Annotated in this window: 21 protein-coding genes, 1 tRNA gene and 1 riboswitch; of the genes, 6 read left to right on the top strand and 16 right to left on the bottom strand. The window is 56.3% G+C overall.

Annotation, left to right across the window (positions count from 1 at the left end; all coding sequences use genetic code 11):
- Positions 1-170 precede the first annotated feature (170 nt).
- Both E1H13_RS22675 and E1H13_RS22670 read left to right on the top strand, forming a co-directional pair.
- The gene (locus E1H13_RS22675; protein ID WP_169616974.1) at positions 171-1130 is read left to right on the top strand and encodes an isoaspartyl peptidase/L-asparaginase; all 960 of its coding nucleotides are present in this window, start codon (positions 171-173) and stop codon (positions 1128-1130) included.
- 18 nt (positions 1131-1148) lie between these two features.
- Positions 1149-1301, top strand: a complete 153-nt coding sequence (locus E1H13_RS22670; RefSeq protein ID WP_169616972.1) for a hypothetical protein — start codon at positions 1149-1151, stop codon at positions 1299-1301.
- A 126-nt stretch (positions 1302-1427) separates the two neighbouring features.
- On the opposite strand, the gene E1H13_RS22665 is transcribed toward E1H13_RS22670, so the two are convergent.
- Positions 1428-2429 (bottom strand): DnaJ C-terminal domain-containing protein, encoded by a 1002-nt coding sequence (locus E1H13_RS22665; RefSeq protein ID WP_169616970.1) that lies wholly within the window; start codon positions 2427-2429, stop codon positions 1428-1430.
- 320 nt (positions 2430-2749) lie between these two features.
- Positions 2750-4381: a glycosyltransferase family 39 protein gene (locus E1H13_RS22660; RefSeq protein ID WP_169616981.1), complete on the bottom strand. Its 1632-nt coding sequence runs from the start codon at positions 4379-4381 to the stop codon at positions 2750-2752.
- Here E1H13_RS22660 and E1H13_RS22655 point away from each other — a divergent pair.
- On the top strand, positions 4372-5160 hold the full coding sequence (locus tag E1H13_RS22655) for a methyltransferase domain-containing protein (RefSeq protein ID WP_347404211.1): 789 nt from the start codon (positions 4372-4374) through the stop codon (positions 5158-5160). The two genes, E1H13_RS22660 and E1H13_RS22655, sit on opposite strands and share 10 nt — an antisense overlap.
- 361 nt (positions 5161-5521) lie before the next feature.
- Here E1H13_RS22655 and E1H13_RS22650 read toward each other — a convergent pair whose 3' ends face one another.
- From E1H13_RS22650 to E1H13_RS22635, 4 genes are all read right to left on the bottom strand, one after another.
- Positions 5522-6541, bottom strand: a complete 1020-nt coding sequence (locus tag E1H13_RS22650) for a diguanylate cyclase (protein WP_169616968.1) — start codon at positions 6539-6541, stop codon at positions 5522-5524.
- Entirely contained in the window at positions 6531-7988 is a 1458-nt protein-coding gene (locus E1H13_RS22645) for a gas vesicle protein GvpD (RefSeq protein ID WP_169616966.1), read from the bottom strand. Before E1H13_RS22645 ends, E1H13_RS22650 begins: the two co-directional genes overlap by 11 nt.
- Positions 7989-8235: 247 nt before the next feature.
- Positions 8236-9024, bottom strand: a complete 789-nt coding sequence (locus E1H13_RS22640; protein WP_169616965.1) for a hypothetical protein — start codon at positions 9022-9024, stop codon at positions 8236-8238.
- Positions 9025-9050: 26 nt separating this feature from the next.
- A complete protein-coding gene (locus tag E1H13_RS22635; RefSeq protein ID WP_206070871.1) occupies positions 9051-10577 on the bottom strand; it encodes an alanine/glycine:cation symporter family protein in 1527 nt (508 codons plus the stop codon).
- 618 nt (positions 10578-11195) lie between these two features.
- Between E1H13_RS22635 and E1H13_RS27780 the strand changes: the two genes are divergently transcribed.
- Entirely contained in the window at positions 11196-11330 is a 135-nt protein-coding gene (locus tag E1H13_RS27780; protein ID WP_256378560.1) for a hypothetical protein, read from the top strand.
- Between the two features lie 509 nt (positions 11331-11839).
- Here the strand turns inward: E1H13_RS27780 and E1H13_RS22625 are convergent.
- Complete coding sequence (locus tag E1H13_RS22625; RefSeq protein ID WP_347404210.1) at positions 11840-13012, bottom strand: esterase-like activity of phytase family protein; 1173 nt, start codon at positions 13010-13012, stop codon at positions 11840-11842.
- 529 nt (positions 13013-13541) lie between these two features.
- Here E1H13_RS22625 and E1H13_RS22620 point away from each other — a divergent pair.
- Complete coding sequence (locus E1H13_RS22620) at positions 13542-13787, top strand: hypothetical protein (protein WP_169616963.1); 246 nt, start codon at positions 13542-13544, stop codon at positions 13785-13787.
- A gap of 172 nt (positions 13788-13959) precedes the next feature.
- On the opposite strand, the gene E1H13_RS22615 is transcribed toward E1H13_RS22620, so the two are convergent.
- The 3 genes from E1H13_RS22615 to E1H13_RS22605 form a co-directional block, all read right to left on the bottom strand.
- Positions 13960-16041 carry a cation:proton antiporter gene (locus E1H13_RS22615; RefSeq protein ID WP_169616961.1) on the bottom strand — a complete coding sequence of 694 codons (2082 nt, stop codon included), beginning with the start codon at positions 16039-16041 and terminating at the stop codon, positions 13960-13962.
- Between the two features lie 254 nt (positions 16042-16295).
- Positions 16296-17501 carry a glycosyltransferase family 2 protein gene (locus E1H13_RS22610; protein WP_169616959.1) on the bottom strand — a complete coding sequence of 402 codons (1206 nt, stop codon included), beginning with the start codon at positions 17499-17501 and terminating at the stop codon, positions 16296-16298.
- A 198-nt stretch (positions 17502-17699) separates the two neighbouring features.
- Positions 17700-18521, bottom strand: coding sequence for an HAD-IIB family hydrolase (locus tag E1H13_RS22605; protein ID WP_169616957.1), 822 nt, complete (start codon positions 18519-18521; stop codon positions 17700-17702).
- A 108-nt stretch (positions 18522-18629) separates the two neighbouring features.
- Between E1H13_RS22605 and E1H13_RS22600 the strand changes: the two genes are divergently transcribed.
- On the top strand, positions 18630-19115 hold the full coding sequence (locus E1H13_RS22600; RefSeq protein ID WP_169616955.1) for a hypothetical protein: 486 nt from the start codon (positions 18630-18632) through the stop codon (positions 19113-19115).
- Between the two features lie 3 nt (positions 19116-19118).
- On the opposite strand, the gene E1H13_RS22595 is transcribed toward E1H13_RS22600, so the two are convergent.
- The 6 genes from E1H13_RS22595 to E1H13_RS22570 all read right to left on the bottom strand — a co-directional run bounded on the left by E1H13_RS22595 (position 19119) and on the right by E1H13_RS22570 (position 25972).
- On the bottom strand, positions 19119-20636 hold the full coding sequence (locus E1H13_RS22595) for an FAD-dependent oxidoreductase (protein ID WP_169616953.1): 1518 nt from the start codon (positions 20634-20636) through the stop codon (positions 19119-19121).
- A gap of 474 nt (positions 20637-21110) precedes the next feature.
- Positions 21111-22484: a phosphomethylpyrimidine synthase gene (gene thiC / locus E1H13_RS22590; protein ID WP_169616951.1), complete on the bottom strand. Its 1374-nt coding sequence runs from the start codon at positions 22482-22484 to the stop codon at positions 21111-21113.
- A gap of 194 nt (positions 22485-22678) precedes the next feature.
- Positions 22679-22775: riboswitch (TPP riboswitch) on the bottom strand.
- Between the two features lie 7 nt (positions 22776-22782).
- Positions 22783-23082, bottom strand: coding sequence for a hypothetical protein (locus E1H13_RS22585; protein WP_169616949.1), 300 nt, complete (start codon positions 23080-23082; stop codon positions 22783-22785).
- Between the two features lie 301 nt (positions 23083-23383).
- Positions 23384-23456, bottom strand: a tRNA-Phe gene (locus tag E1H13_RS22580).
- A gap of 223 nt (positions 23457-23679) precedes the next feature.
- Positions 23680-24951, bottom strand: a complete 1272-nt coding sequence (locus E1H13_RS22575; RefSeq protein WP_169616947.1) for a SpoIID/LytB domain-containing protein — start codon at positions 24949-24951, stop codon at positions 23680-23682.
- A 340-nt stretch (positions 24952-25291) separates the two neighbouring features.
- Complete coding sequence (locus E1H13_RS22570; RefSeq protein WP_169616945.1) at positions 25292-25972, bottom strand: hypothetical protein; 681 nt, start codon at positions 25970-25972, stop codon at positions 25292-25294.
- Positions 25973-26385: the final 413 nt, after the last annotated feature.

Here is a 26385-nt window from a genome sequence, read left to right as displayed (position 1 = left end):
CAGCAGGGGAATATCGTCAACCCGTTCTGTGATAACGGTTAGAGGAGTTTCCATAGCCCAAATCTAACCTAATTGGCCGACCTCACTCAAAAATGAGCGAACCGGGAGCCCCAAGTCACCTCTCCCGGCATTATTTTTCTGACTCAACACCAGTTACCAGGACAAAACCGATGACAGCGATTGGGCCCAAAGTGATTATCCATGGCGGGGCAGGGCGCTCTTTGGGGCACCGGGGCGGGGTGGCGGCCATCCGCCAGGAGTTGTACACCATTGTCGGGCAAATCTACCAGCGGGCCCAGGCCGGGGGCACTGCCCGGGATTGTGTGATTTTGGGTTGCGAACTGCTAGAGGATGCCCCTCGATTTAACGCCGGGTATGGCTCAGTGCTGCAATCAGACGGGCAGGTGCGCCTGAGTGCCGGGCTGATGGATGGCCAGACCCAGCGTTTTAGCGGTGTAATCAACGCCTCCCGGGTGCAACACCCGATCGCCCTGGCGGCCTATCTGCAAGCTCAGCCAGACCGAGTCCTCTCTGACCTGGGGGCGATGGAACTGGCCCGGGAGTTACGGCTGCCGCCCTTTGACCCGATCACCGACCAACGGTTGCAAGAGTGGCTGCAAGAGCGGACCCACAACTTTCAAAACGCCATGGCTGGGGTGGTGGCTGCTCCCCCTGATGGCGCTGATGGGGGAGCAGCCAGTGCCCGTCGGGGTACCATCGGGGTGGTGGTGCTCGATCAGGCAGGTTACCTGGCGGCGGGAACCTCAACCGGTGGTAAGGGGCTGGAACGAGTGGGCCGGGTGAGCGATTCAGCCATGCCCGCCGGTACCTATGCCAACCCCTACGCCGCCGTCAGCTGCACTGGGATTGGTGAAGATATTATTGATGCAGCGTTGGCAGTGCGGGTGGTGGTGCGGGTCACCGATGGTCTAGGGCTCGCCGCCGCCTTGACCAAGTCCTTTGCTGAAGCTACCGCTAATGGGCGCGACTTTGGCGCGATCGCCATTGACCACCAGGGGGCGATCGCCTGGGGTAAAACCAGCGATGTGCTACTGGCGGCCTATCATACAGGAACAACCCTAGGCGATACCCTAGAGTTACCCCCCGGTACCCAAACCGGACATTGTTAGCAAGTTTGGACTTGACCCATGGTTGATCCCAAAGACCCTCAAAGTGGGAACCCCAAGAAAAAGCCGACCTCAGAGAAGGCGGTGATCGCTATTGAACCCGGCACTCTGGTGCTGATTATTGCCCTGCTGATCCTGCTGCCGCTGTTGGCAACCGGGTTTATTTCCCAGTAGGCAGGGTTGATAGTCATTCGGCCCATAAAGGCGATCACTGGCTACTGACCACTGGTCGGCCAGGATATAAGTCGGCCAACTACTCCTATCACCTGATAACCAGAACCTGGCACCCTCCCAAGCTGCTTAAAGCTTAGTCTGCACCAGGCTTTGACGCGGGTTGTAGCTGCGAGCGGCCTGCAGCTGCTCGTACAACTGCCGCTCGGTTTCGCTGAGGCTGGTGGGCGGGGCAATTACCACCTTCACCAACTGGTCACCCCGGCGACCCTTGGGGCTGGGCCAGCCTTTCCCCCGCAATCGCAAGGTTTGCCCAGACTTTATGCCCGCTGGCAAGTTCATGGTCACACTGCCATCGGGGGTCGGCACATCGATTTTACCCCCTAGCACGGCCTCATCTGGGGTAATGGGCACCTCACATTCCAACCGGTCACCATCGAGCTTAAACAGGGGGTGGGGTGACAGTTGCACCACCAGATAAATATCCCCCCGCTGTTGGGTGTAGGGGTTTATCTGGCCCTTACCCTTGAGGCGAATTTTGCTTCCCTGCTTGGCCCCTGGGGGAATTCTAACCTCCACCTCGCTGTTGCCAATGCGCAGGCGCTTTTGGGTGCCGTGGAAGGCCTCACTAAAGGTCAGGTTGATATTAGCTTCTTGGTCAAAGGACTGACTGCCGGCTGTGTCAAAGCCAAACCCCGAAGGTCTGCCTGCCCCAGGGGCACCGTAAGTGTAGGTGCGGCTACGGCTACCGCCAGGGCCACCCATGCCGGACCCGCCAGCAAATCGCCCTAACAATTCATTAATGAACTCATCGAAGCTGCTGTAATTGCTAAAGTCAAAGCCGCCAAAGTCGCCAGGACTACCATAGGTGCCAGCCCCAGCCCCAGCCCGCTCCGCCTGTTGCCAATATTGACCGAACTGATCGTACTTTTTGCGCTTATCAGGGTCAGACAGCACCTCATAGGCTTCGCTCACTTCTTTGAACTTGGCCTCTGCGGTTTTATCTCCTGGGTTCACGTCCGGATGATACTTACGGGCCAGCTTCCGAAAGGCCCGTTTAATGTCGTCAGCCTCAGCGGTTCTACTGACCCCCAACACGGCGTAGTAATCTTTGAAGTCAGTAGCAGCCATCCTTTCCTCCTGAAATTACATGCCTATGCTTAGACCAATGCCCAGCGGCTCCATTGTACTCAACCCCGGGACCCACCATGGAGCCTCAATCACGGCTGATATGACGGTCATACCAGAGCCGCTGCCATGATTGGCTTAAGAACTTAGCTCAAGCCTAGCAAACCCCGGGCTTGGGAGGGGTTCGGTTTTCTTACCCTAGTACTGCCTAGCAGAGATACCACCACTTTTACGGAGGGTGGCAGGTGTTAGGTGGCAGGTGACAGGTGTTAGGTGACAGGTGCTAAGGAGCAGGATTGGAGGCCGACTGGTACCGCCGTGTACTAGGGAACTCGGACCAAACGCCAGGTTTTAACTCCTCCTAACGCCTCGGTACCGGGAGGCATTTGGGCTAAATCATCCGCCCAGATCCAGGCCAGGGAACCGGCCTTAAGCTCAGCCCCATCGGTGACGGCGACCCCGGGCTGGGGGGAGTAAAAGGTGAGGATCACCATGTCCTGGCTGGCCAGGTTAAAGGCGTTGGGGTTATGCACCACATTCACGGGCTCGGTGGTCAAGATTGGGGCCAGGGGTGGGGTGGTCAGGGCGGTTTTAATCTCTGGGTTGTAGTTGCCCCAGAGGCCAGTAGCATAGAGTAGGGCGATCGCCCCCCAGGGACCCATCAGCCAGCCCCCTTTCCAAAGGGCGGTTCGGCGCCCAAAGGCTAATTTCTGGCGATCGCCCCAGTAGACCACCGCTGGCATCAGCCACCCCACCCCTGCGGCGGCTACCACCAGGGCATAGCGGCGGGCCTCGGCTTGGGGTAGCCAGGGGGGGTGGCCCCAAGCCACCACCCCAAAGCCAATCATCCCCAGGGCCAGTAGCCCCATCAAGGCCGTAGTACCCGTCACCAACCACCGCCGTCGCCGCCCCGATTGATACACCTGCCCTAGATGGGTCAGGGTCAGGGCCGCCAGGAGAGCTACAAACGGGGCAAATTGCAGGGGGTAGTACCAGGTGCGGGTGCTAAACAGGGTGAGCAAGATAAAAAACACCACCGGGTACCCCAGCCACAGGGCTTTGCGGGGATACGGGGACTGCCAACCCAGCCATAGCCCCGCCAGGGCCAGCAGCGGCCAGGGGAAGCTATTGACTGGAATATTCCACAGGTAGTACCAGGGCCCTGCCTCGTGGTAGCTCTCCTGAGAGAGGCTGACAATCAGCCCAAAGGTGCGTTCCAGCGGCATGGTGCCGAAGCGCTGCACACTCAACCCCAACCACCCCAGGGCTGGCATCAGCCCGATCAAAAAGCCGATATATAGACCGGGGTTCAACAGGTGACGGTGGCGGGGATGATCGAGCAGGAGATAGGGCAGCAGCGCCGCCAGGGCCACAAAAATCATCACACTCTTGAGCATGAAGGCCAGACCGAAGGCGATGCCCACTAATAGGCCCCACCGCCGCCGATGAACCGGGCGATCCTCGGCCCGCAACAGCGCCCAAATGGCCAGTAGCTCTAGGGCGGTGAGGGAAGCTTCCTGAATGGCCAACCGTCCGGCCTGCATCCAGATGGGGGTGACCGCTAAAATTGCCGCCCCCCACCAGGCCATGGGGGCTGTGAGGCAGCGCCGCCCAATTTCAAAGGTAAGTAAGACCGTCCCCCAGCAGGCGATCGCACTAGGTAGCCGAGCCGTCCCTTCGCTAATGCCAAACAGCTGGTACGACGATGCAATCAGCCACTGAATCCCCATCATCCGGTCGTGAATCGGCTCTCCCCACCATGACTGGGTGACCCAATCGCCGGTTTGCACAATCCAGCGAGCCTGCTGGGCATACCAGCCCTCGTCATGGGCCATCAGGCTTTGCTGGGGACTGCGAATCAGCAACAAAAAACCTACCCACAGGGTCAAGCTCAGGTAAGCTGACCAGGGGATGGTGCGATCGCGATAGGGACTAGGACGCAACGGTGCCATCATGGTCACATCACTCAGCTCACCAAACGGCGGCCATGGGGAACATTCATCAACACGATCAAGAGATTCAACAAAATCGACAACATTGGCAAAAGAAGCCTTGCCTCAGGGCAATATACCAGGATTTCCACCGGGCCATTGCCCGCCACCTTAGCCCAGGGCTGGCTGGACCTGTGGTGGAGTTGGGCTCTGGGGTCGCCGACATCAGAACCACCATTCCCCACTGTATTCGCACGGACCTGTTCGCCAACCCCTGGATCGACCAGATAGAAAATGCTTATGCCCTGTCGTTTCCGGCCCATAGCCTGGCCAATCTAATTCTGTTTGATGTGTTTCACCACCTGCGCTATCCCGGCACCGCCCTTGGTGAGTTTCACCGGGTGCTACAGCCGGGGGGGCGAGTGATCTTGTTTGAGCCCTGCGTCAGCCTGCTAGGTCGCCTGGTCTACGGCGCCCTGCACCCCGAACCCCTGGCCCTAAATCAGCCAATCCAGTGGCAGGCCCCACCCCATTGGTCCTCCCAGCAGTTGGACTACTATGCCGCCCAGGGCAACGCCAGCCGCATTTTTTTGGGCGGCGAGCAGGATGTGGATACCGCCGGGTTTAGGGTGGTGCAGGTGCAGCGATTGGCGGCCATTGCCTATGTGGCCTCCGGGGGATACTCGAAACCGCAATTGTACCCGGATGCAGCCCTGCCGCTGATGCGGGCGATCGATCGGGTCTGCGATCGGTTTCCTGGCTTGTTTGCGACTCGCTTGTTGGTGGTGTTGGAGAAGGGGTGACAGGGAGATGGGGGGATGGGGAAGATGGGGGGATGGGGTGTAGACGCGGAGTGGCTTCCCGCAGGGTAGGGTGGATGGACAAGAGGGAAATTCAAAATTCAAAATTCAACCTTCTGCCTGCTTCGCACGGGCATAGCCCTACAACCTTCTGCCTTTTTCTGTGTCTGCCCTGGCGGGGGATGGTGATGGGGGGAGGTGGAAAGTTTCAAATTTTGTAGGGCTTTGCCCTTCCCGAAGGATATTGACGCCAGAGCGTGGGTTCCCGGAGGTTAGAGATAATGTCGGGGCAGTAAATGTAGGACGGGCAAAGGGCAGCGTGCCCATCAATAGCGATTTAATAGAAACTCCTTCGCTAACGGTATCAGTCCTGGTGGTCTAGGGGTGGGGCGACGATGACGCGATCGCGGCCTTCAGTTTTAGCGCAATATAACGCTGCATCGGCGGCCCGCACTAGATCGCTGGTGTCAAACGGGTCCGTAGGGATTACCTCAGCCAGACCAAAACTGAGGCTGATGGTCCCCCTAATTGAGGAGGCTTGGTGGGGGATGGCGCGGGCCTGGAGGGTGCGGCGCAGGCGATTAACAATGTGTAAGGCCCCCTCGGTGTCGGTGTTCGGCAAAATCAGGGCAAACTCTTCGCCACCGTAGCGGGCGGCCATGTCAGCGGGTCGCCGGATGACCGTATTGAGCACCCCAGCGATCGCCCGCAGGCACTGATCCCCCAACACATGGCCATAGGTATCGTTGTAGGCCTTGAAATAATCAACGTCGCAGAGCACCAGCACCAGAGAGCTACGTTCCCGGCGGCCCAGCTTCCATTCATAGGCTAGTTTTTCGTCAAAGGCGCGACGATTGGCAATCCCCGTTAGCCCATCCTGGGTGGCCATTTTTTGCAGGATTTGGTTGTCCGCCTGGAGCTGCTGCTCTAGCAGTTGCTCTTGGGCCAGCATAGCACTGAGCTTCAGGGACTGCTGCCGGGTCCGCAGCAAAGACTCAACCCGCATCAGCAATTCAGTTTGGTCGACAGGGATGGTAATCACATCATCCACCTGCTGACGCTGGGCGACGGTGAGCAATGGTAGGTGAGTCTGTTTAGCTAACAGCAAAAACGGTAGAAAAACAGGACTAGCTGCCCTCCGCTGCTCGGCAATTTCTTGGGTATGGCGGCTGAAAAAGAGGCTGTCGAAAATGCACAGGTCGTAGGTTTGACCCCATTGGGGCGACGGCCCAGGCAAGATTTGTAAGCTGTAAAACTGCCCCAACAGTGCCGCCAGCAACCGGTTATTTTGCTGATGATCTACCCCCAGCAAAATACGATATTGCCATTGATGCCCTAAATCCTCTGGGGGATTAGATAAGCTAAGAGGCCAATCATGACTCATAGTCGTGAGATTTCAAAAATTCAGGAACTCCACTTAGTATTCCCCTCAGTTGGGTCAACGGACGACCGACTTTTATGCCATAGCGGGAAATTTCAAATTCCCGTAGGGTTTTTTCAAAGTCGCTGAGGCGTTTCTTTAAAACGCCGATCGCCCGCCGTAGCTGCCCCTGAATTTCCAGGTATCGCAGAAAGATAATATTGTCAGCCAGATACGATACCCCCAACTCTGTGGCTTTAAAGTCGCCGGTAATGGTCTCAACTTCGTTGGTCAGGAGGGTGGTGACACCTTTCCCCTTCAAGTACTGGCAAAGACTGTGAATATTACGAATCAAGTCATCCGCTTGAAAGGAGAGCTTATAGCCCAGGACGCTGTCGACCATAATGATTTTCGCGCCTGCCTGTTCTACCTCCAGGCGAACCTGGTGGGCAAACTCATCGGGGGAATAGAGCAAGGGGTCAACCTTGACGACGGCTAGGGTACCCCGTTCTACCATGGCCCGCACCGGAATGTTGATGCCTTCACAGCGATTTAACAAGGTATCGACGGCTTCTTCAAACAGGTAGACGACGGAGCGATCGCCCCGACCCGCCGCTTCTTTAATAAACTGTAGCCCCAGGGTAGTTTTACCCACACCACTAGGACCAGAAATAATCGTAATGGTGCCAGTTTCAATCCCACCGTTTAGCAATTCATCAATTTCAGGAATACCGGCCGGGCAGAGGCGGGGCAAGCCGGAAGTCACGGGGCCATCGCTGGCGATCAGATGCGGAAAGACCACCAAGCCGCGATCGCTGATGCGCATGGCATGGTAGCCCTTGCGAAAGGAGCTCCCCCGAAACTTAGACATCTCTACCCCCCGGCTCTGGTGGGTCATGTCCAGGGTCAAAATGCCATCGCTAATGAACTGCAAGTCTTCGTCGGGGGCTTCCTGGCTGGCCTCCGAGGTGAATAACACCGTCGCCCCCTCATGGAGCAAAAATCGCAGGAAGCTCACGGCCTGCTGGCGAAACTGGTAAGCATCGGCGGCCAAGTAACGGAGTTGAGTGATCGAATCGATGAACACCCGCTGTGGTTTTAGATCCCTGACCTGGGCCACAATTCGGTCGTTCAGAGAAGCCTGCTCCACCTGGGCGGCGGCAAACAGGTCATAGCCCTGCTTGTGGACAAAGAAGTCCACATCGGGGCTAAGGTCTAGCACCTCCACAGCATCTACTGGAAACCCTGAGGCCGCCCCATTGCGCTTCAGCTGCTCGCTAGCTTCCCCCAGGCTAATAAACAGCCGAGGCCCGCCATGCTCTAAATCGGCGGTGAGAAAGTGCCAGCCCAGGGTTGTCTTGCCACAGCCAGGACCACCCCGGGCAAGGTAGGTCTGTCTCGGCAAAAATCCACCGTCTAAGACTTCATCAAGCCCCTCAATTCCAGACGAAAGACGAACATTCTGTGGCATGGGTGTGTTTATGGGCTAAAGCGTTTGTTTCTAGGCCCTTTCAACTGCCACCGACCCAACGGGTGATGGAGGCAGGTCGCGATTTTAGGGGATTATATCGACGTTAAACCTATTTTGCAGTAGATATTGCACCAACTCAAGCTGTAGCTGCCCCCCTGCCCCGAAATCGGGTCGTATTGGACTTCGTTAGCGAAGAAGCTAGATCAGGCCATTCAGCAATATGGCCTGAAAAAGCCATAGCCTATCCCTAACGCCTCATCAGCCAGTTCAACAGTGGAACCGCTGGCTGGGCCGGTAATACCTCTACCCTGAAGTGAAACGGCACCAGCAGCACAATCGATCGCGCCCCCCGTCCGGCCATAGGGGTCAACTGCACCACCAGGTCCAGGGCATAGCGGGCAGTGGCGGGCATTACCGCCATCCGTTGCAAGTCCAGCAGGGGGGCGGCCACCTGCAATACCTGGGTGTCGGGGTTGCGGGTAAACGTATCTTCACTGGTGATCAGAGCGCTAAGGAACTGATTGGGGTTGACCACACTGGTCACCTGGGGCAAACCCAGGTCCAACCGCATGCCAGGGGTAATGCGAATTGCCCGGCGAATTTGATTATTCACACGGCTGATGGAACTGCGGTCCCAGTCTACGGTCACCTGCACCCCCTGGGTTTGGTTCAGCACCTGCACCGTCAACCCCGGCACCGGTTGTAATGGTTGGGGCCCCTGGGGTAGCACCTGCATTAACACCCGTCCCTGGGTGGGGTTGCCTGCTTCATCGGTTATCGTCTTTGGTTCAGGCATGCTCAGTTGCAGGGCTGTGGTCGGCCGCAGGGGGGCAGGGGCGGCGGATACCCCCTCAGCTGCGTCTTCAGAAAAGCCTTGCTGCACCATTTGCGATCGCACCGTAGCTTCCAGACCTTCCTGATCTGCCACCAACACCACCTGGTCTTCTAGGGCAGCTTCCACCGACAGGGCCATCTGATAAATCACATAGCCAATGCAGATGAAGTAGACCGTCAAAAGTAGAATGTCAATTTCCATGGCCGTTGCGGTAGGTGGGGCCGAGGCTAGGGGAGGTGCTCATCCCTGACCTGGGTTGATACCTCGATAGATCCTAAGGAGAGGTAACGGGACAGTTGCAAGCTTAGATTCACTATGGGGCGAGGCTGGGGAATGCCCAACCGCTGCCAGTACTGTTGGGCCTCTTGGGCCACCTGATTGGACAGCAATATGCCCCCCAGTACGCTGGGGAAGGCCATGGCGAACATCATCATATCGCTAAATGTCAGTACTGCCCCCAAGCTTGATACCACCCCCAAAAACACGCAACTAATGTAAAGACTGGTGTAAACCAGGGTCAACCGAGAACCCAGCAGGTACTGCCAGGCCTGGACCCCATAGTAGTACCAGGAAATAATCGTGGAAAACGCGAATAGGCTAATGGCCACGGTCAATACCGCTGGGAACCAGGGCAATTCGGTGCCGAAGGCAGCCAGGGTCAGATTCACCCCTGACAGTCCGGCCTGCTGGTAAACCCCCGTCACCACACACACCAGGGCGGTCAAATTACAGATCACCACCGTATCGATAAACGGTTCTAACATGGCCACCAGTCCTTCCCGCACGGGTTCTTTAGTGCGGGTGGCTGAATGGGCGATCGCGGCGGTGCCAATCCCCGCCTCATTGGAAAATACCCCCCGACGGATGCCCTGCACCAGCACCCCCAGGGCACCCCCTTCCACCGCCTGGGGATGCACGGCCTCCTGGGCGATCGCCTGTACCGCTGGCCATAGGTCAGCCCTGTGGCTCACCAAAATCCATAGCGCCCCAGCGATATAGACCCCGGCCATGACCGGTACTGTCACACTGGCCACGGTGCCAATGCGGCGAATACCCCCTAAAATCACCAGAGCCACCAGTAGTGCTAACCCCACCCCATACCAGGGACGATAGGCCACCAGGGCCGGGGCGATAGTGGCGACCGCCGCAAAGGACTGGTTCGCCTGGAACATATTGGCCCCGCCCAGAGCCCCTAATAGACAGCAGACGGCAAATAACCCCGCCAGCCAGCGTCCCAGGGTGGGCCAGCCCAAATCCGCCAGTCCCTGAGACAGGTAATACATCGGTCCCCCAGCAGTCCGCCCATCCTTATCTACCAGTCGATATTTTTGACCCAGGGTGCACTCCACAAACTTGGTAGACATGCCCAGAAACCCCGCTAGGGTCATCCAAACCACAGCACCGGGGCCGCCCCACTGCACCGCGATCGCCACCCCGGCAATGTTACCCAAGCCCACCGTGGCCGATAGGGCTGTAAACAGCGCCTGGGCATGGGAGACTTCCCCAGGTTCGTCGGGGCTGTCGTAGTGGCCCAGTACCACCGCCACCCCATGGCCAAAGGCTCGCAGGTTAATAAAGCCAAACCGCAAGGTAAAAAATACCGCTCCCCCCATCAGCCAAATCACCACCAACGGCAACCCGTAGACGCTGACAAACAGGGTTTGTTCAAGCACTTGCACCAGAGTCGTGAAGCCTTGATTGATGGCATCGACCAGGGCTAGGGCCAGCAGGCTAGGGGCGATCGCAAGCAGCAAGAGTCAGGTACCTGGTTGAACGGCGGCTTTAATTATAAGAAATGTTAAGGGGTGGATGGGGAGATGGGTGGATGGGTGGATGGGGAGATGGGTGGATGGGTGGATGGGGAGATGGGTGGATGGGGGAGATGGGGAGATGGGGAGATGGGTGGATGGGTGGATGGGTGGATGGGGGAGATGAGGTGTAGATGCGGAGTGGTTTCCCGGAGGGTAGGGGTGGTGGGGAAGTTTTGAGTTTTGAGTTTTGAATGGGGAGGTGGAGAGGTGAAGAGGTGATGGGTGAAGAGGTGGGGAGGTGATGGGTGAATGGGTGAATGGGTGAATGGGTGAATGGGTGGGGGTGGACCTGTGTATCTGCTCTGGCGGGGAATGGTGATGGGGGAGAATGGAGGTGTGAAGGAGGGAATGGGTGACGGAGAAACGTAGGGGCAGACCCGTGTGTTTACCCTGGCGGGGAATGATGCCAAGGGAACGTAGGAGCAGGCCTGTGCGTCTGCCGTGGTGATGAGAATAATTCTTAACTTTGCCATAGAGGAAATTTAACCTGAATCGCCCCAAGTAAGGTTATGCTTGAAATATCAGTTCAGTAGCTTTTGATACAGAATTTTAGAGGTAAATATGAAGTCAGCACAAGAACGGGCTCGTCACCTATTGGCCCGCAACCGCCAGCGGCGAGAGAATCTGCGGGCCAACCTGTTAGAACGCTCCACCCGGGAAGTGATGCCCCAAGACCCTGATCAGACTTTTCAGTGATTTTAAGCTGCGATTAATCTACGCAAGGTAATTAGTTGTCATGATGAAGCAGAACCATAGATCGCTACCCAGTCCTTTGGTTCGCATCTGACTCACATCAAACGGACCCGACTGCGATCGCAGTTGGGTTTTTCGTGTTAGCGTCTTTAGCGAAAAGCCCTGCACCCTAGCCCTTGGACACAAGTGGCCCAAAGGTTTTCACAGTGCGCTTTCGCCCGATTGCAGTTGCTGTCTGAGGCCGCGCAGCATCGGGCTGGTGCCCGTTGTAAACGCCTGGGCCACCAGGCTAGGAATAAATTCAGCCATTGGCATACTCGGAAAAACGGCACTCTCGATAGACTGCTGATAGTCACCGTTCTTGAGGCGATAAACGGTGAGTTTACCGTTGTCGTAAATCCAGACCTTGGGAACTTCTAGAGCGGCATAGGCTTCGAGTGTGGTTTAGAGGTCGCATCCGCCTCGATCGCCAAGTCTAGGGGTGGGTCTGAGGCCATATCCATGGGCACTAACTAAATTATCAGCCGCAACAGCAGTAGTTGGGTAGCGCGATCGCCCTCAAAGTTGTTATCGCTCACAATCAGCAGACTCTGGCTGCCGTCCGGCAGGCGGGGACCCAGGGTCATGCCCTCCAAGTTGTCGACCTCTAGGGGGGTATCGGCAAAGTCCAGCACCAGCCGTTTGCGGATGGGCGATAGGCCCGACACGTCCCCCCGCAAACTGGAGATAGACGAGGTGTCGGTGGCCCCGCCAGTCGCCAATTGATACAGTTTGACCGCAAAGCCCCGCAGGCCAAAGGCTCGTTCCAGGGCCAGAAAATGCCCGCCCTGATCGATCACCTCCAGAGCGGTTAGCCCATTCACCACGGCCCCACTGGGCTCTAAACTTAGGGGATAGCGATATTCGGCCAGTAGGGTGGCCTGGTCTTCGCCTACCAGGTAATGTAAAAAGCGGCTGTTCAGGGGCTGGCTGGGGTCGTCTTCGTAGTCTTGTACCAGGGCCGACTCGGTGGCGGTAAACAGACGAAACGGTTCAATTTGGCCCGCCGTGCCAGGGGCGGCGTTGATGGCCAACGACTCGAAACTGAGGTTGTTTTGCACCCCCTGGGTCGGGGATTCAACGGCGTCGGGCAAAAACCGATCGGGAATCCGCAGGCTGGTGAGGATTTGGCCAGTGGTACGGTCAAACTCGCCAATCAGGGGTGGGGCATTTTGGCGCACATCCCCTTCGCTGGCAATGTACAGGGTGTCCCGAGGGGATAGGGCCATGCCCTCCGGGTCTAGGTAGCCCCTGGGGTAGGGGTTGCCCTGGGTATCGCTGAGGGGGGTGACGTTGGTGATAGTCACCTGGCTGAACCGGGGTTGCCGCTGGCTATCCAGGTCCACCTCCAAAGATAGGGTGTAGAACCGAGATTGGCCAAATTGACCGCGATCATCGGATAGGGCATAAAGCTGGTCACGCTGGCGATCGTAGGCCAAAGCTGAGAGCCCCCCTACCGTCGTATCTTGAAACTCTTGGGGGGGCAGATTGTACACATCCAGTAGTTCGGCGGTTACCGGCAAAAACAGTCGATCTTCAGCCTTCAACTGAGGCACGGCACAGCTGGTTAGGCCCAACACCAACATCACGGCGAGCACTCGCCTCAGCCCCACTCGCCCTAAGCGCCAACGTAACCCATCTGCCACTATCTATCTCCCTCCACAGCCACTGACCAGCCTCCCTAGAATAAGCCAAGGGATCTCCCCTTGCCTATGTCCTACCCTGCTTGCTGGTTCAACCTACTACTGCCTGGCAGAAATATGACCACCGCTGCTGAGGGTGTCAGGTGCCGGCATCCCCTCCTGGGAGGGCCAGGGGCGGGTTACACAGGTGTCAGGAATGGTAGGCCGACTTATGCCTCAGAGTACTACTTCTTTAACAAGCAGCCGTAAAGACCTAACTCTATGGACAATGCTGATCTGTAGCCCTGTGGCGCCGTTATGGGGCGCGATCGCGTAAATTCAGCTGTTGCCACCTGACCGCCATCAGTGAAATCTCCGTAAATTCCCTTAAATGCCAGACCGTTCCCCAGTAGTCTAAATAGACTAGGGATAGGTGTACCTACAGCATTCGGATAACGCATTCGGATAACGACACCTACGGGTGTTCAACCATCGATACTCACCTGAGTCGTCACGGAGGACGTATGTTGAACCCTTTATGTTTTAACTCACTATGCCAAAAACATTTCTATACGCCAGAGCCTTATCAGAAGAAGGCGCCAGTCTCACCTCAGGGGGCGATCGCGATAAAGTTCGGATTCTAGTCATTGGCCGCCCCTCGGCGGTGGACCGAGTAATTTTGGAGATGAGCCACTTAGGATTTTCAGAATCAATTGAGTGGAGCAAACCAATCCCCACAGATCGTCAGCGGGAGGCCATGCGGGTGCTAACCCGCTACGTTTTTACCCCCGACGCCTAGAACGCTGGTACAGATCCCAGGGTTCTGCCCTGAGATGCCCCGAAACTCATGGCCAATCAGCCTAAGCACCCTGGGATCTGGACATCTAAGCGGTTTAAGGCAAACTGTAGACCGTGCACCGTAGACCGCACCGCAGACCCTATCGCCCCGTCACTGCTGGCTTGACAGACCACTAGGAGGGGAAATTGGCAATGATGATATTGGTCTCCCAGTTGGCCCGGGTAATCGCCTCGGGTTCGCGGCCCAGGGCTGGCTGCCCCACCCGGTAGGTGCTTTCAATCAAAATCAGCAGGCTATTGGGCTCCAAGACCTCAGTGATGCGTCGCACGGGGTTACCCCGGATGGACTGCAAATTAACCTTAGCCTGTTCCAGAAGCCCTCTCACCTGGCTATCGTGGGGGGAGTTGACCACAAATTGCAACACCCGCAGGGGGGCTTTGAGTTCCTCTGCCAAGGCCTGGGCAATGGTTAGGGTGGCTTTAATTTGTGAAATATTGGCCTGCCGACCGGTAATCGCAAACAAAATATCCTCAGTGTTTTCAATCGGTTGGGGAAAGCGGCTGACCAATACCGGAATTGGGGCCGATCGCACAATGGTATCGATAACGCTGCCAAAGAAGTTTTCCCGATAGGTGGAAAACCCTTTCCAGCCACAAATCAGCAAATCAGCATTGCGCTCTTGGATAGAACGCAAAATCCCCCACTCGATCGAGTCATCTAGTCGGCCAATGGTTTCCACTGGAATAGCGGCCGCAGCGGCAATATTTTCAGCGGTGTCTAGCAATCGCTGCTGGTTAGTTTTAGATGACTCCACGATAGGTTGCTTGTGATCCAGCAACACATGCAGGGGCAGCAAGGTACCTTTGACCCGTTTAGTCAAAATGATCGCCAGCTGCAGCAAATTATCTTCGGTGTTGGGGTTCGCCACTGGCACCAGAATTCGCTTACCCAAAACGGGCTCGTCTGGTTTATCAGTCCCTGATGCAGCCTCAGTTTTGTTGGTTGGTTCCGGCTGCCGTTGCAGTTGGGGTCCCCAGCGAGCCACCACCCACGGAGACATCACACAACTCACCAAAATCATCATGATAATGGCGTTAACTACGACTTCATCCACCAGGCCGATGTCATAGGCAATGGTAATGGCCGCCAGGGTTGAGGCCGCCTGGGCCACCGATAGACCAAACATCACCATCGTGCTGGGGAAGCCCCAGCCAAACCAGCGGGTGGTTCCCCAAGCGGCAATAAACTTACTGACCAACTCTATCAGCACGATCACCGTCACAATTAGCAGCGACTCGGGCTCGCGCACTAGGATCAGGGGGTCCACCAGCATGCCCACCGAAATCAAAAAGATGGGTACAAACAGCGTATTGCCAATAAACTGCACCCGGTTCATCAGCGGGCTGAGGCGGGGAATGATTTGGGTAATGGCGACCCCAGCTAAAAAGGCACCGACAATGGGCTCAATCTCAATCAGGCTGGCCAGGTACGACACCACAAATAAAGCTGCCAGGACGAAGGTAAATTCTGCCCCCTCATCTTGACCAAATTTCTTAAAGAACCAGCGTCCTAGCTTGGGCACTCCCCACAGGACGGCAAAGGTATAGATAATCAACGATGGAATCAAAAAGAACCAAAACCCCAGGGTCAAATCCCCCTCATCGGCCCGGACGACAACGGCCAGCACTAACAGGGCCAAGACATTGGTAATCAGGGTGGCCCCTAGGGTGGCTGTCGACGCTGGGTGGCGCATGATCCCCAGCTTGTTGAGCACTGGCAAAGCCACCAGGGTATGGGAGGCAAAGCAGGAGGCAATTAGAACAGAGGCCCAAAAGCTGTAGCCTAAGACCAATCCCATGCCTGTCCCCAGTACCATCGGCACCAAAAACGTGGCCAGGCCAAAAATAATTGGCTTATCGGCGTTGCGTTTAAGATCGTCCAGGCTAGTTTCGAGACCGCCCAGAAACATCAGAAACAGCAGCCCCACGGTACCCAGTAGCACAATGGTGCTGTCTCGCTCTAGGATGCCCAGGCCATGGGGGCCAACCACCACTCCGGCTAAAATCAGGCCAATAATTCCTGGTAACCGCAGTCGCTCTACCAACAGCGGCGCCACCAACATAATCGCCAAAATAGTCAAAAAGACAGCGACTGGGTCGGTGATGGGCTCGTCAAAAAGTTGGGCCAAGCTAAAAGGCCAGACAAGCTGTCCGACCCTCAAAACCCTGTCTAAACTCAAGAAAACAATGGCCATATTTGATGGAGTAAACCACTTATGCTCTAGCCTCCTACCCAGGGGCTGAGACTCAATCTACCCGGGGAAGGATATAGGTGACTATGATGGAGTATTGATTCGACTAGTACTGCCTGGCAGAAATATAACCACCGTTGCTGAGGCTGTCAGGTGCCGGTATCCCCTCCTGGGAGGCCTGTGCTGAGCCTGTCGAAGTGGGCAGGGGTGGGTTACACAGGGGTCAGGAATGGTGGGCCGACTTATGCCTCAGTGTACTAGCTATCCCGTTCAGTTCTCACCCAGGTATTTTCTGGACCGACCATAAACTTGCTGTACAGGGGCACCTTAGTCAGCATATAAGCCGGAATTTGGAGCAACTCCCGGGGTTTGACATCTGTGCGGCCATAGCCTAGCCAGGCCAGGATAAGGCCAAAGACCAGGCACAGGAAAGCTAACCCAGCCAGATAAAACGGCAGCCATTCTCCCCCGGCTAAGCCCAGTAAGGTCGTTAGAGCTACCAAGGCTAAGGTCGTTACCACTTGTAGAGAAATGGGCAAAATTGACAGCTCTAACCCCAGGGCAATCAGACCCACCTGGCGATGGCGAATACCTTGGCGGAATAAGCGAACAGCATAGTCGCGAAAGATGATCAGGTGGCCATGTTCCCAACGGGTACGTTGGGTGGTGGCAGAGGTTTCGCTACTGGGCAGTCGGCTGATCACCCGGGCGGGCTGACAAAATCGAGGCGGGTAGCCAGCCAAGGCTAGATCTAGTCCTAGCTTCATATCTTCGACAATATGGCCGCTGGCAACACTGACCGCTGTAGCGGCTGACCAAGGCAGAGCGATGCCGGTACCTGTGAGCAAACAGGGCTGTCCCATGTAAAACAGCCCCAAAGGCCGTACTAAGTTCTTTACCTTAAAGGCAAAGGCGGAAATGCCGTCTTTGACCGTACCGTTAGCTGGGGTTTCCATCAGGTAAGTGGCCTGGACTGGGCAGCCGGTTTGGCTGGCCTGTTGCGCTAGGAACCCAAGGCAACCGGGGTGCAGGTCACAGTCGGCATCAACCAGCACCACGATGTCTGGGGGATCAGCGGCAAGCTGCTGCAAGCCAAAGTCTAGGGCATAGCCTTTGCCCCGCTGGTTAGGGTTATGGCGTTCAATTACCCGTGACCCCATCTGGTGGGCCAGCGCAGCGGTGTCGTCGGTACAGTTGTCAGCGACGACGAAAAGCCGATCCTGCGATCGCAGTTGGGCCTGAATCGAGCTGAGGGTGCGTTGAATGCCGCTGGCCTCGTTGTGGGCCGGTACCAGCACCGCCAGGGTCAAATCAGAGGGGATAGCAGCCTCGGGTTGTGGCCTCGGGCGAAGGCCGAACAATGCCAGAACGCACTCCAGGGCTAAATAGCTAGAGGTAATCAAGAGCAGCAGCGGCAGAAGGGCTGCGACCCCTGTGATTAAGGTGTTCCAATCGAGGTTCATAGAGGCTGATTTAACCCGCCAGACATATTATCGGGTGTATGAGTCAATGGTGTAAGTATGTGTAAGTAAGGTCCTAATCGACAACTCCTAAAGGGTGGAGGGCCATAGTCCCCTGCAAGTCTATCAATTGGGATCGGCCATCGGGCGGAACCTAGCCCAGGTTTACAGGAGCTTTACCCACTGTCAGATAAAAAAATGCTAACGCTGCAGGGCCGCCAGGGCGGCTTCTACGGCCAGGGCCCAACCCTCTGGGGCCGGGGCGGGGGCAATGGTCCACCCTCGATGGGCTAAGTCAGGATGGGGCCCGTTCGCCCCTGGCAGCACAATTCCATGGTCGACAGCGGTGAGCATATCTAGATCATTGGGACTATTCCCCAGGCCAATGGTGACTGGGTTGTCTGCCGCCTGATACAGGTTCACCAGGCGATGGACCGCGGCCCCCTTACCGGCCCCACCCCCTAATAGATGAGAAAAGCGATCGCCCAGGACAACCCGAAAGCCCATGGCTGCTACGGCCTGCTGCAAGTCATCGGCAGCCACATTTTTGGGGGTCATAAACGGTTCTGAAAACTCCCGCGCCTTGGCCTGTTTAGCCGCTTCAGTCGATAGCCCAGTCAGTTGCACCACCTGATCCACAGACCAGTCGCCAAAACCCTTTAGGGGACGGCCTAGGGACTGGGCAATGGCCTTGAGCCCAGCCCTGGCCGTGACATAGTTACAGCCTAGGGGCAATACCCGGTAGCCGTCTATATCGTCTGCGTCCTCTGTTTTGGGGGGTAACGTAAAGGAGGTTTGCTCTAGGGGGATATAAATGGCGCTACCATTTTCCACAATAAATGGGTCGGTTAGCCCCACATCCTGCCGTAGTTGGGCCACCTCGGCCCGGGTTTTACTGGTCACCGGCACCACCGGAATCCCCTGGGCCGCTAATTTAGCCAGCATGGGCAGTGTAGCCTCATAGGCGTAGGTCTCTGAATTCAGCAAGGTGCCGTCCAGGTCAGTAAAGACAATGCAAGCCATGGGTGATTCCCTAGGTTAGAACAGCAAAACTTAGACCGCCCAAAGCCTACCTTAATAGTGGCCACAGCCGCTATACTCAAGGCCGTAGGGGCAAGGAGTCAGCCACTGATGCAGTACCTGGCAAGGGTCCAAAAAAAAGCATTCCTGGGCGGTGCAGAACTGCTACTGCTGGCTCAACAAACGGCTGAAGCCACATGGCTGCTGATGCCTGCAGAGCGGTTGATTGAAACCACCAAATTGCTGTCTTTTCAAGAGGGCAGCCTAGTGCTAGTCGAGTTGGATCGTCTGAACCAGGTGCAGACGGTTCAGGATGCTACCCCCTGGGTGTTAACCCTGATTGAACAGTACTTGACCCACGGGGTTACCCCCGAAGCTCTAGAGCAGGAAATTGAGCGAGCTGAACGTTGGCGGCAGTCCCTTACCCTAAAAAGCCAGGATGTAGACCGCCGGGCCTTAGAAACCGCCGCCCGCCGGGACGAAATTCAAGAGCTAGAGCGTAGTCTAAAGCAGGAGCGAGAAGAACTAGAACTCCGCTGGCAAGCCCTCAAGGACATGGAGCAGGGGGCTAAAACACCTGAAGATACAGACCACTAGTCTTTAATCGTTCCGCTCCAACCCCTGGACCGCTGGCCCCTGTAGAATATTGCCCTCGGTATCGAAGCGGGAGCCGTGGCAGGGGCAATCCCAGCTGGTCTCAGCGGCATTCCAGGCCACAATGCAGCCCAGGTGGGGGCACACGGCCGATACCGAGTGGGCCGTTCCGGCAGGGTCTCGGTAGACGGCAACTTTGTCTACCCCAGCGTTGACAACTTTACCCTCCCCAGGTTCGACGCTGTCGGGGCTGTCGAACAATCCTTTGAGGCGATCGCCCACCCAGTGGGCCCCTACTTCCAGATTTTTCTTCAGGGAGTCTTGGGTGACAAAGGGGGTAGCACGGGTGGCCTCGTACAGCTCGGCCCAGGGGTTGGGCTGATCCAGAATCAAATCCCTGAGCACCATGGCTGAGGCGGTGCCATTGCTCATGCCCCAAAGACTAAACCCAGTGGCCACATAGGTGTGCTGGTGGGCTGGGGTTAGTCGGCCCACATAGGGCACCTGGTCGAAGGACATCATATCCTGGGAAGACCAGTGGTAGGCTGGAACAACGCCAAAGCGATCGCGAGCATAGATGGCTAGTCGGTCAAAGCGTGCTTCAGTATCCGAGACATCGCCCACTTTGTGACCTTCACCGCCAATCAGTAACAGTCGTCCGCCATCGTCAGTGGGGGTAGTGCGAATGGACCGATACCCTTCCCCTGTGCCGATGAACATACCGCTGGGGGCCTGGGCTGGGTCAATCGGGCAGCCAATCAAATATGACCGGCGGGGATAGGCTTTGGCAAAAAATAGGCCCTGATCCAGGATGGGTAGGTTGGTCGTGACCACTACATCTTGGGCCGTTACGGTAAAGCCAGTTTGGGTTTTGACCTGACTAGGGTGTTCACCATCAACGGTACTGACTCGGGTTTGCTCGAAGAGGTAAGACCCGTCTCCATCCACCTGGGCCGCCAGGGCCAGCAGGTATTTGCGGGGATGAAACTGGGCCTGGTGGCTAAACTTGGCCGCCCCTCGGGTGGCAAAGGGCAGGGGTAGGGTAGGGGCAAAGCTAGCTGGTAGCCCTAGGGACTGGGCGGCCTCCACCTCTTGATGCACCGACGCTAAAGTGTCTGAGGTTTCTGCAAAGACATAGGCTGCCTGGCGCTCAAAATCACAGTCAATGGAGTACTTTTGCACCAAAGTAGCCACCTGTTCCACTGCGGCCTGGTTGGCGTCTCCATAGAGCCGGGCTTTGTCTACCCCCAGGTCTTTGATCAGGTGGGCGTATTTGAGCTGGTGTTGGGAGGTGACCTTGGCGGTGGTATGTCCAGACACCCCTGCGGCCACCCGGTCGGCCTCCAGTACAGCCACCTGCTTACCCGCTTGCTTCAGCAGGATGGCGGTGGTAATGCCGGCTATGCCGCCCCCCACGATCGCCACATCGACCGCAATATCCTGGGACAAGGCTGGATAGCTGGAGGGTAAGGTTGACGCCAGCCAAAAGGATTGATGGGTCTGAAGCTCAGGGGAAATAGTCATGGTGCAGGTCTCTAAGGGGGCATTGCCATTTAGCGCGATCGCGCCCCCCGCCGTTGACTACCCCAGGGGAGACTTATGCTTTTCTCCCCTAAGCCAAGAGACATATCCTGAGATCTATCAGCCAAGCTCACCCCCATGGCAGCAGGCCGCTATCTACTCACCCCTAGTACGGGTCGACAGACATATGACAACCCTGGCTAAGGGTTTCAGGGGTTAGGTTTCAGGTGCCAGGAACAGTTGGCCGACTGATGCCGCAGGGCACTAGTGCAGCGTCAAGTTTTAATTTTAGGGTTGGCATCTGTAGAAAATTGGCATCATTAAGGTCCGAAATCCCCTCCTTGGGAGGGGCAGGGGTGGGTCAACTCAAGCGCGGAGAGCCCCACCCCGCCCTTTCCTGCGGAACGCTTTTCCTCGGAACGCTTCGCGAACGCGAACGCGAACGGACACCCCTCCCAGGGAGGGGATTAGCAGCGCTTACGCTTTAGCCACGGCCTCCTTGGCTAGGAACTTCTCCAGTTCAGTCAGGGCGTCGGCATCCACCTTGGTCTGCATGGGGCAGAACTTCGGCCCACACATGGAGCAAAACTCCGCTGTTTTGTAGATGTCGGCGGGCAGGGTTTCATCGTGGTACTCCTTGGCCCGTTCGGGGTCGAGGGAGAGCTCGAACTGCTTGTTCCAGTCGAAGTTGTAGCGAGCATGGGAGAGCTGGTCGTCGCGATCGCGGGCACCGGGGCGGTGACGGGCGATGTCGGCGGCATGGGCGGCAATTTTGTAGGCGATCAGGCCGTTGCGCACGTCCTCGGCATCGGGCAAGCCCAGGTGTTCTTTGGGGGTGACGTAGCAGAGCATGGCGGTGCCGTACCACCCGGCCATGGCCGCGCCGATGGCGGAGGTGATGTGGTCGTAGCCTGGGGCAATGTCGGTGACCAGCGGCCCCAGCACATAGAAGGGAGCTTCGCTGCACTCTTCCATCTGCTTGCGGACGTTGAACTCGATTTGATCCATGGGCACGTGGCCGGGGCCTTCGACCATCACCTGCACGTCGTGCTCCCAAGCCCGGCGGGTGAGTTGACCCAGGGTTTTCAGCTCGGCTAGCTGGGCGGCGTCGGAGGCGTCATGCTGACAGCCGGGGCGTAGAGAATCCCCCAGGGAGAAGGACACATCGTATTTTTTGAAAATTTCGATGATATCGTCGAAGTGGGTGTAGAGGGGGTTTTGCTTGTGGTGGTGCAGCATCCAGCGGGCGATGATGCCGCCGCCGCGAGAGACGATGCCGGTGATGCGATCGCGCACCAGGGGCAGATGCTCAATCAAAATCCCGGCGTGGATGGTCATGTAGTCCACCCCCTGCTGGGCGTGTTTTTCGATGATGTGCAGGAAGTCCTGGGCGGTGAGGTTCTCGATGTTGCCGTGGACGCTCTCTAATGCCTGGTAGATCGGCACGGTGCCGATGGGGATGGGGGAGGCGTTGATGATGGCGGTGCGGATTTCGTCCAGGTTGCCGCCGCCGGTGGAGAGATCCATCAGGGTGTCGGCCCCGTATTTCACGGCCAGGTGCAGTTTTTCAACTTCGGCGGCAATGTCAGAGGTGTTGGGGGATGCGCCGATGTTGGCGTTGACTTTGCACTTGGAGGCAATGCCAATGGCCATGGGCTCTAGGTTGGGGTGGTTGATGTTGGCGGGAATAATCATCCGGCCTCGGGCAACCTCGTCCTTAATTAGCTCGGGAGAAAGGTTTTCCCGCCGGGCCACATACTGCATTTCTTCGGTGATGATGCCTTGGCGGGCATAGTGCATCTGAGAGACGTTGGCTTGGCCCTGGCGCTTGGCAATCCACTCTGTACGCATAGCGTTCTCCAAAAAGTGTCGGTATGGCTAGAGGATGCCGGGAGACGATATGTAAAGCCCGAACCCTACAAGGAACCCCAAAGTGCGATCGCATTCTCTTGTGATCTAGAACGTCTATGACTTAGAACACCCAGTCACTATTCTCCCAGGCTCAGACCTGAGAGCTAGAACACGACCCTCGTCGCTTCGGTGAATCACCTCAATCAACGCTTCCCTCCGCTGGCATGACCCAGGTCAGGTTCTTAGGGTATGATCTCAGTCCGACTTGCTCGGACACCCCTAGCTTCCTAGCATCATATCACTGGTTACTTGAAGTCGAAGATGGGGTTGTCAATGCTAGGAATTCCGTCCTTGGGTGGCCCCCATCTAACAGTTGAGTCAAGTCAATTCGGGTGGCCTCTTCTGGCTGGCTGCCCTGGGCGCGCAAATCTTCTCGCTCTCGCTCCTGGTCGTGAAATATGCGCGTCAGAGCGTAGTTTTGCAGTTTGTAGTTTTGCAGTTTAAAGTTATCCCATCCCCCCGCCTGCACCACCGCCGCCACGATCAAAAGCGCCAGGGTTCCCAGGCCGCCAACCATGATTTGCCGAGTGAGCTTCATCGCGAAATCCTCTGTTTACCTACCTACCTTCGCGGCTCAACCTAATAGCTGGATGAGAATGCCCTGAAAACATCCTGAATATCGATCAAGCAATGCTGACGCTATCTCGGGGATTTCACTACTGTTGCTGTGGGCTTCTACCCACGGGCTACGGATTGGAAGCCATGGGGAAACCGTGGTGAGCCAGGCCGTCGGTTAGCACTTGCGAAGGCTAATGCTTTTTAGGGCAGCGGATTACATGGCAGCACTAGAAACTACCCAAATCATTTAGATTTAGGACTTTTCGCTCGATTGATTTGAATGCCAGGAGGCGGGCTTGAACCGCCGACACGAGGATTTTCAGTCCTCTGCTCTACCAGCTGAGCTATCCCGGCTAGGGGGCGCAAATTCAACGCTCACTTAAGATAACAAGCTAAGGGTACCCCTGACAAGATTTTTGTCAAAAACATAGGTAGCCCTCGGCTGACTTCGAGTATTTGCCCCATGGGCGGGCAGGAGTCTGGGCCTAGAACAGGGACTGCAACCGGGCTAGGATCGATCGCGTAAGACGTTTTCCTGCCCCTTGGCCTTCCCAGAACCGCTTCCCCGTACACCGCTCTATTGCACCACCAGCCTCGATAGGCTAGTGCCTGGGTAATAGTTTCCTAATATTTCCGTGTAGCTATAGCCTTGGGAGGCCAGTTGCATCGCCCCGGTTTGACTCATGCCGCTGCCCCGGTGGGCGGTCAGCACAATATCGTCTGTGGCCGCATAGAGAGACTCAACGATACCGCCATTGTGGCTAATAAATTCACCGGTAGTAGCCGCCACCGCGGCCTGGGTGGTGTTGGTTTCTTTGGCGATGCCCAAATAGGCTTGATAGCGCTGGGTATTGTCCAGGTCGTAGGCACGGCGAGCATGACGTACATGGTGTACCAACGCATAGGAACGAGCCGCCACCGCCTGGGCTTTTAGCGCCTCTAAGGGCCAGCTCACATACATTTCGCTACCTACTACACTACTTAAGTAGTCATGCATCAGCACAAAATTAACGGCCATCAGGCCGTTATTGTTGCGCAGCAACAGTACTCGACCCTTGTACCAGCGGTTACCCACAAAGACATACCCCCCTTCCCCTGGCTCTAACCAAACGTTACCGCTTAGTTTGCAGTCGCCAAAGGCCATGCCGCCCCCCTGGGGACGCAGGACAAAACTGCGCTGGGCCGGTAAATTACAGAAATTCTCGCCATTCAGGTCCATCAGGTGACCATCCACGGAGGCGGCAACTTCTAAAGATGAGACATTACGGGCGATCGCGACCCGCATTTCCAAGTTAGTGTCAATGGTTTTACTGGGATCAAAAGCACTAGCCGCCACCGGACCACTGGGGGGCGCAGTAGGACGGGGCAGGGCTTTACCTTGGGGGCGACTACCTGTCGTCGCCGTCTGACCGTTAGGTGCCGGTGCCCCGGTAGCCGAGGTACGACTAGCCACAGAGGTAGCCCCATCGGTAGCCGATTCTGAGGCTGTGGCATCAACCACAGATTCGGTCTCTGGGTTGGGTGGAGCCGCGATCGCAGACTGAATCAGCACCCGCCTAGCCCGGTACAAATCGACCACCGATTGGCGGACATTGCCCGTGGTCTGCCACAACGACGACTTTAAAGGCTCAGCCTGACTCGGTTGTCGTCCCAGCGCCAACGGTGATAGGGGTATCTGGGTCAACACTAATCCGGCAAAGGCAACTCCCCCCGCCAAGGTTAACCGCGTGGTTTTATCCGCCGCCGCCCAATAAGACCACCGCTTACCGAGGTCAAGCGGTTTGAGCGTTACTGGTTTTAGCTTCACGGGCTGTAACCGAGGCAGTCGCGCCTTCCAAGGACCTTTCATATGGCTTACCCACACCCAGTTCTTAATGAGAAGGACATCAGGACAGATAGACACAGATCTACAGATCCCTCCTCATTTAAACCTAAACCTGAAAAAATGCGCCAATCAGGACAAATTTTTCACGATTAAGTCATGTTCAAGACAAGAATGGCCCCCTCAACATTTTTCTCTGGCTAACCGAAATCCAGACCTCCTAGTCCTGACTGACAGAAATAAGCCCCCCTTTACTGGGAGTGTCAGGTTCTGGGTGTCGGGTATCAGGGATGGTTGGCCGACTTATGTCGCAGAGCACTAGTCCCCTAGCCACCCAGCCACAGCTCCATAATTCGTTACTGGCCACCTACAGAGCATCCCCAGTCGTCGCCACCGAGTTAAGCCCGACAATGTCCTCAAAGGCGGCGGCAATGATACAAAAGGTCAGGGGGATGGTGACTAGTAAGCCGACCCCCAAAATTAATGCCCCTATGAAGTTCAACACCATGAGTGCCAGTGCCAGCGCAAAAAAGGGAAACCATTTGCGGGTAATGAGCTTGCGGCTGGTCTCCATCGCTGACCAGAATTCAAAATTCTTATCAATCACAAAGGCTTGGGCAAAGAGATAGGCGACAGCCAGATAAATGCCCGGAATAATGAATAGAACAAACCCAATAGCCGTTAGAATTGTAGACACTAAGGATGTCAGAAAGATGGGCAAAAACTTTTGAAACCCTTGGAAGAAATCGCCAAAGGCATAATTGCGATTGCGAGCAATCTGAAAGGCGACAAAATAGTATCCTGCAAACAAAATGGGCATCAGGATGTTAGCAATTAGGTTGCCACCCCCCCAAGGGTTACCTTCCCCACCCCGGGCACCTAGCGGTGAGGGAAGTTGAGACAAGACCCCAACAATAATCCCTAATAGCAGGGTATAGAGAATAAACTGTACAGCATTTTTCTTGAAAATTTCCCAGCCTCGACCAAAATACTCGCCGATTTTCACCTCAAAGTCTCGATTCATCAAATCTGAGCTAAAGCTACTCATAGAAGTCTCCTTGAGAGATACAACCTGATCTCACCTAAGGGGAACAGGTATCCCTAAACACGCTCCCTTTAAGTCACCAGGCTATTGATATATCGTTAGAATATCGGCTGATGGTTAACTGGGGATAAAGTCATAGAAAAAATTAACTTCTGTGCTCCCTGCTACATCAAAACCCCGGCTTACGTGGGTTCTTCACCCAAGAGGCTGTTTGAAAAGCCAAAGAGTATCTCTGGTGATACCTGTGGAGTAGGCCAATGTCCTCAAACTTCAGTGGGCTTACAGCCTCTTGGTGGCAAACTATACCTGGTTAAACAACCTCTAAGCCGGAAAACATCTGGCTCTTCCGACCTAGACATGGGAAAGAGGCTCTGAGGGCGAGAAGTGGAGAGAGAAAGAAACGCTAGGAAGGGGTG

The organism is Nodosilinea sp. P-1105, assembly GCF_012911975.1.
Taxonomy (GTDB): Bacteria; Cyanobacteriota; Cyanobacteriia; order Phormidesmidales; family Phormidesmidaceae; genus Nodosilinea.
Note: the sequence above shows the minus strand (reverse complement) of the source record. Positions and strands in the feature narration are given on the sequence as shown.

Coding starts and splice junctions, on each gene's coding strand:
- E1H13_RS22675 (WP_169616974.1), top strand. CDS start 171: ATGACAGCGATTGGGCCCAAAGTGATTATCCATGGCGGGGCAGGGCGC.
- E1H13_RS22670 (WP_169616972.1), top strand. CDS start 1,149: ATGGTTGATCCCAAAGACCCTCAAAGTGGGAACCCCAAGAAAAAGCCG.
- E1H13_RS22665 (WP_169616970.1), bottom strand. CDS start 2,429: ATGGCTGCTACTGACTTCAAAGATTACTACGCCGTGTTGGGGGTCAGT.
- E1H13_RS22660 (WP_169616981.1), bottom strand. CDS start 4,381: ATGATGGCACCGTTGCGTCCTAGTCCCTATCGCGATCGCACCATCCCC.
- E1H13_RS22650 (WP_169616968.1), bottom strand. CDS start 6,541: ATGAGTCATGATTGGCCTCTTAGCTTATCTAATCCCCCAGAGGATTTA.
- E1H13_RS22645 (WP_169616966.1), bottom strand. CDS start 7,988: ATGCCACAGAATGTTCGTCTTTCGTCTGGAATTGAGGGGCTTGATGAA.
- E1H13_RS22640 (WP_169616965.1), bottom strand. CDS start 9,024: ATGGAAATTGACATTCTACTTTTGACGGTCTACTTCATCTGCATTGGC.
- E1H13_RS27780 (WP_256378560.1), top strand. CDS start 11,196: ATGAAGTCAGCACAAGAACGGGCTCGTCACCTATTGGCCCGCAACCGC.
- E1H13_RS22620 (WP_169616963.1), top strand. CDS start 13,542: ATGCCAAAAACATTTCTATACGCCAGAGCCTTATCAGAAGAAGGCGCC.
- E1H13_RS22615 (WP_169616961.1), bottom strand. CDS start 16,041: ATGGCCATTGTTTTCTTGAGTTTAGACAGGGTTTTGAGGGTCGGACAG.
- E1H13_RS22610 (WP_169616959.1), bottom strand. CDS start 17,501: ATGAACCTCGATTGGAACACCTTAATCACAGGGGTCGCAGCCCTTCTG.
- E1H13_RS22605 (WP_169616957.1), bottom strand. CDS start 18,521: ATGGCTTGCATTGTCTTTACTGACCTGGACGGCACCTTGCTGAATTCA.
- E1H13_RS22600 (WP_169616955.1), top strand. CDS start 18,630: ATGCAGTACCTGGCAAGGGTCCAAAAAAAAGCATTCCTGGGCGGTGCA.
- E1H13_RS22595 (WP_169616953.1), bottom strand. CDS start 20,636: ATGACTATTTCCCCTGAGCTTCAGACCCATCAATCCTTTTGGCTGGCG.
- thiC (WP_169616951.1), bottom strand. CDS start 22,484: ATGCGTACAGAGTGGATTGCCAAGCGCCAGGGCCAAGCCAACGTCTCT.
- E1H13_RS22585 (WP_169616949.1), bottom strand. CDS start 23,082: ATGAAGCTCACTCGGCAAATCATGGTTGGCGGCCTGGGAACCCTGGCG.
- E1H13_RS22575 (WP_169616947.1), bottom strand. CDS start 24,951: ATGAAAGGTCCTTGGAAGGCGCGACTGCCTCGGTTACAGCCCGTGAAG.
- E1H13_RS22570 (WP_169616945.1), bottom strand. CDS start 25,972: ATGAGTAGCTTTAGCTCAGATTTGATGAATCGAGACTTTGAGGTGAAA.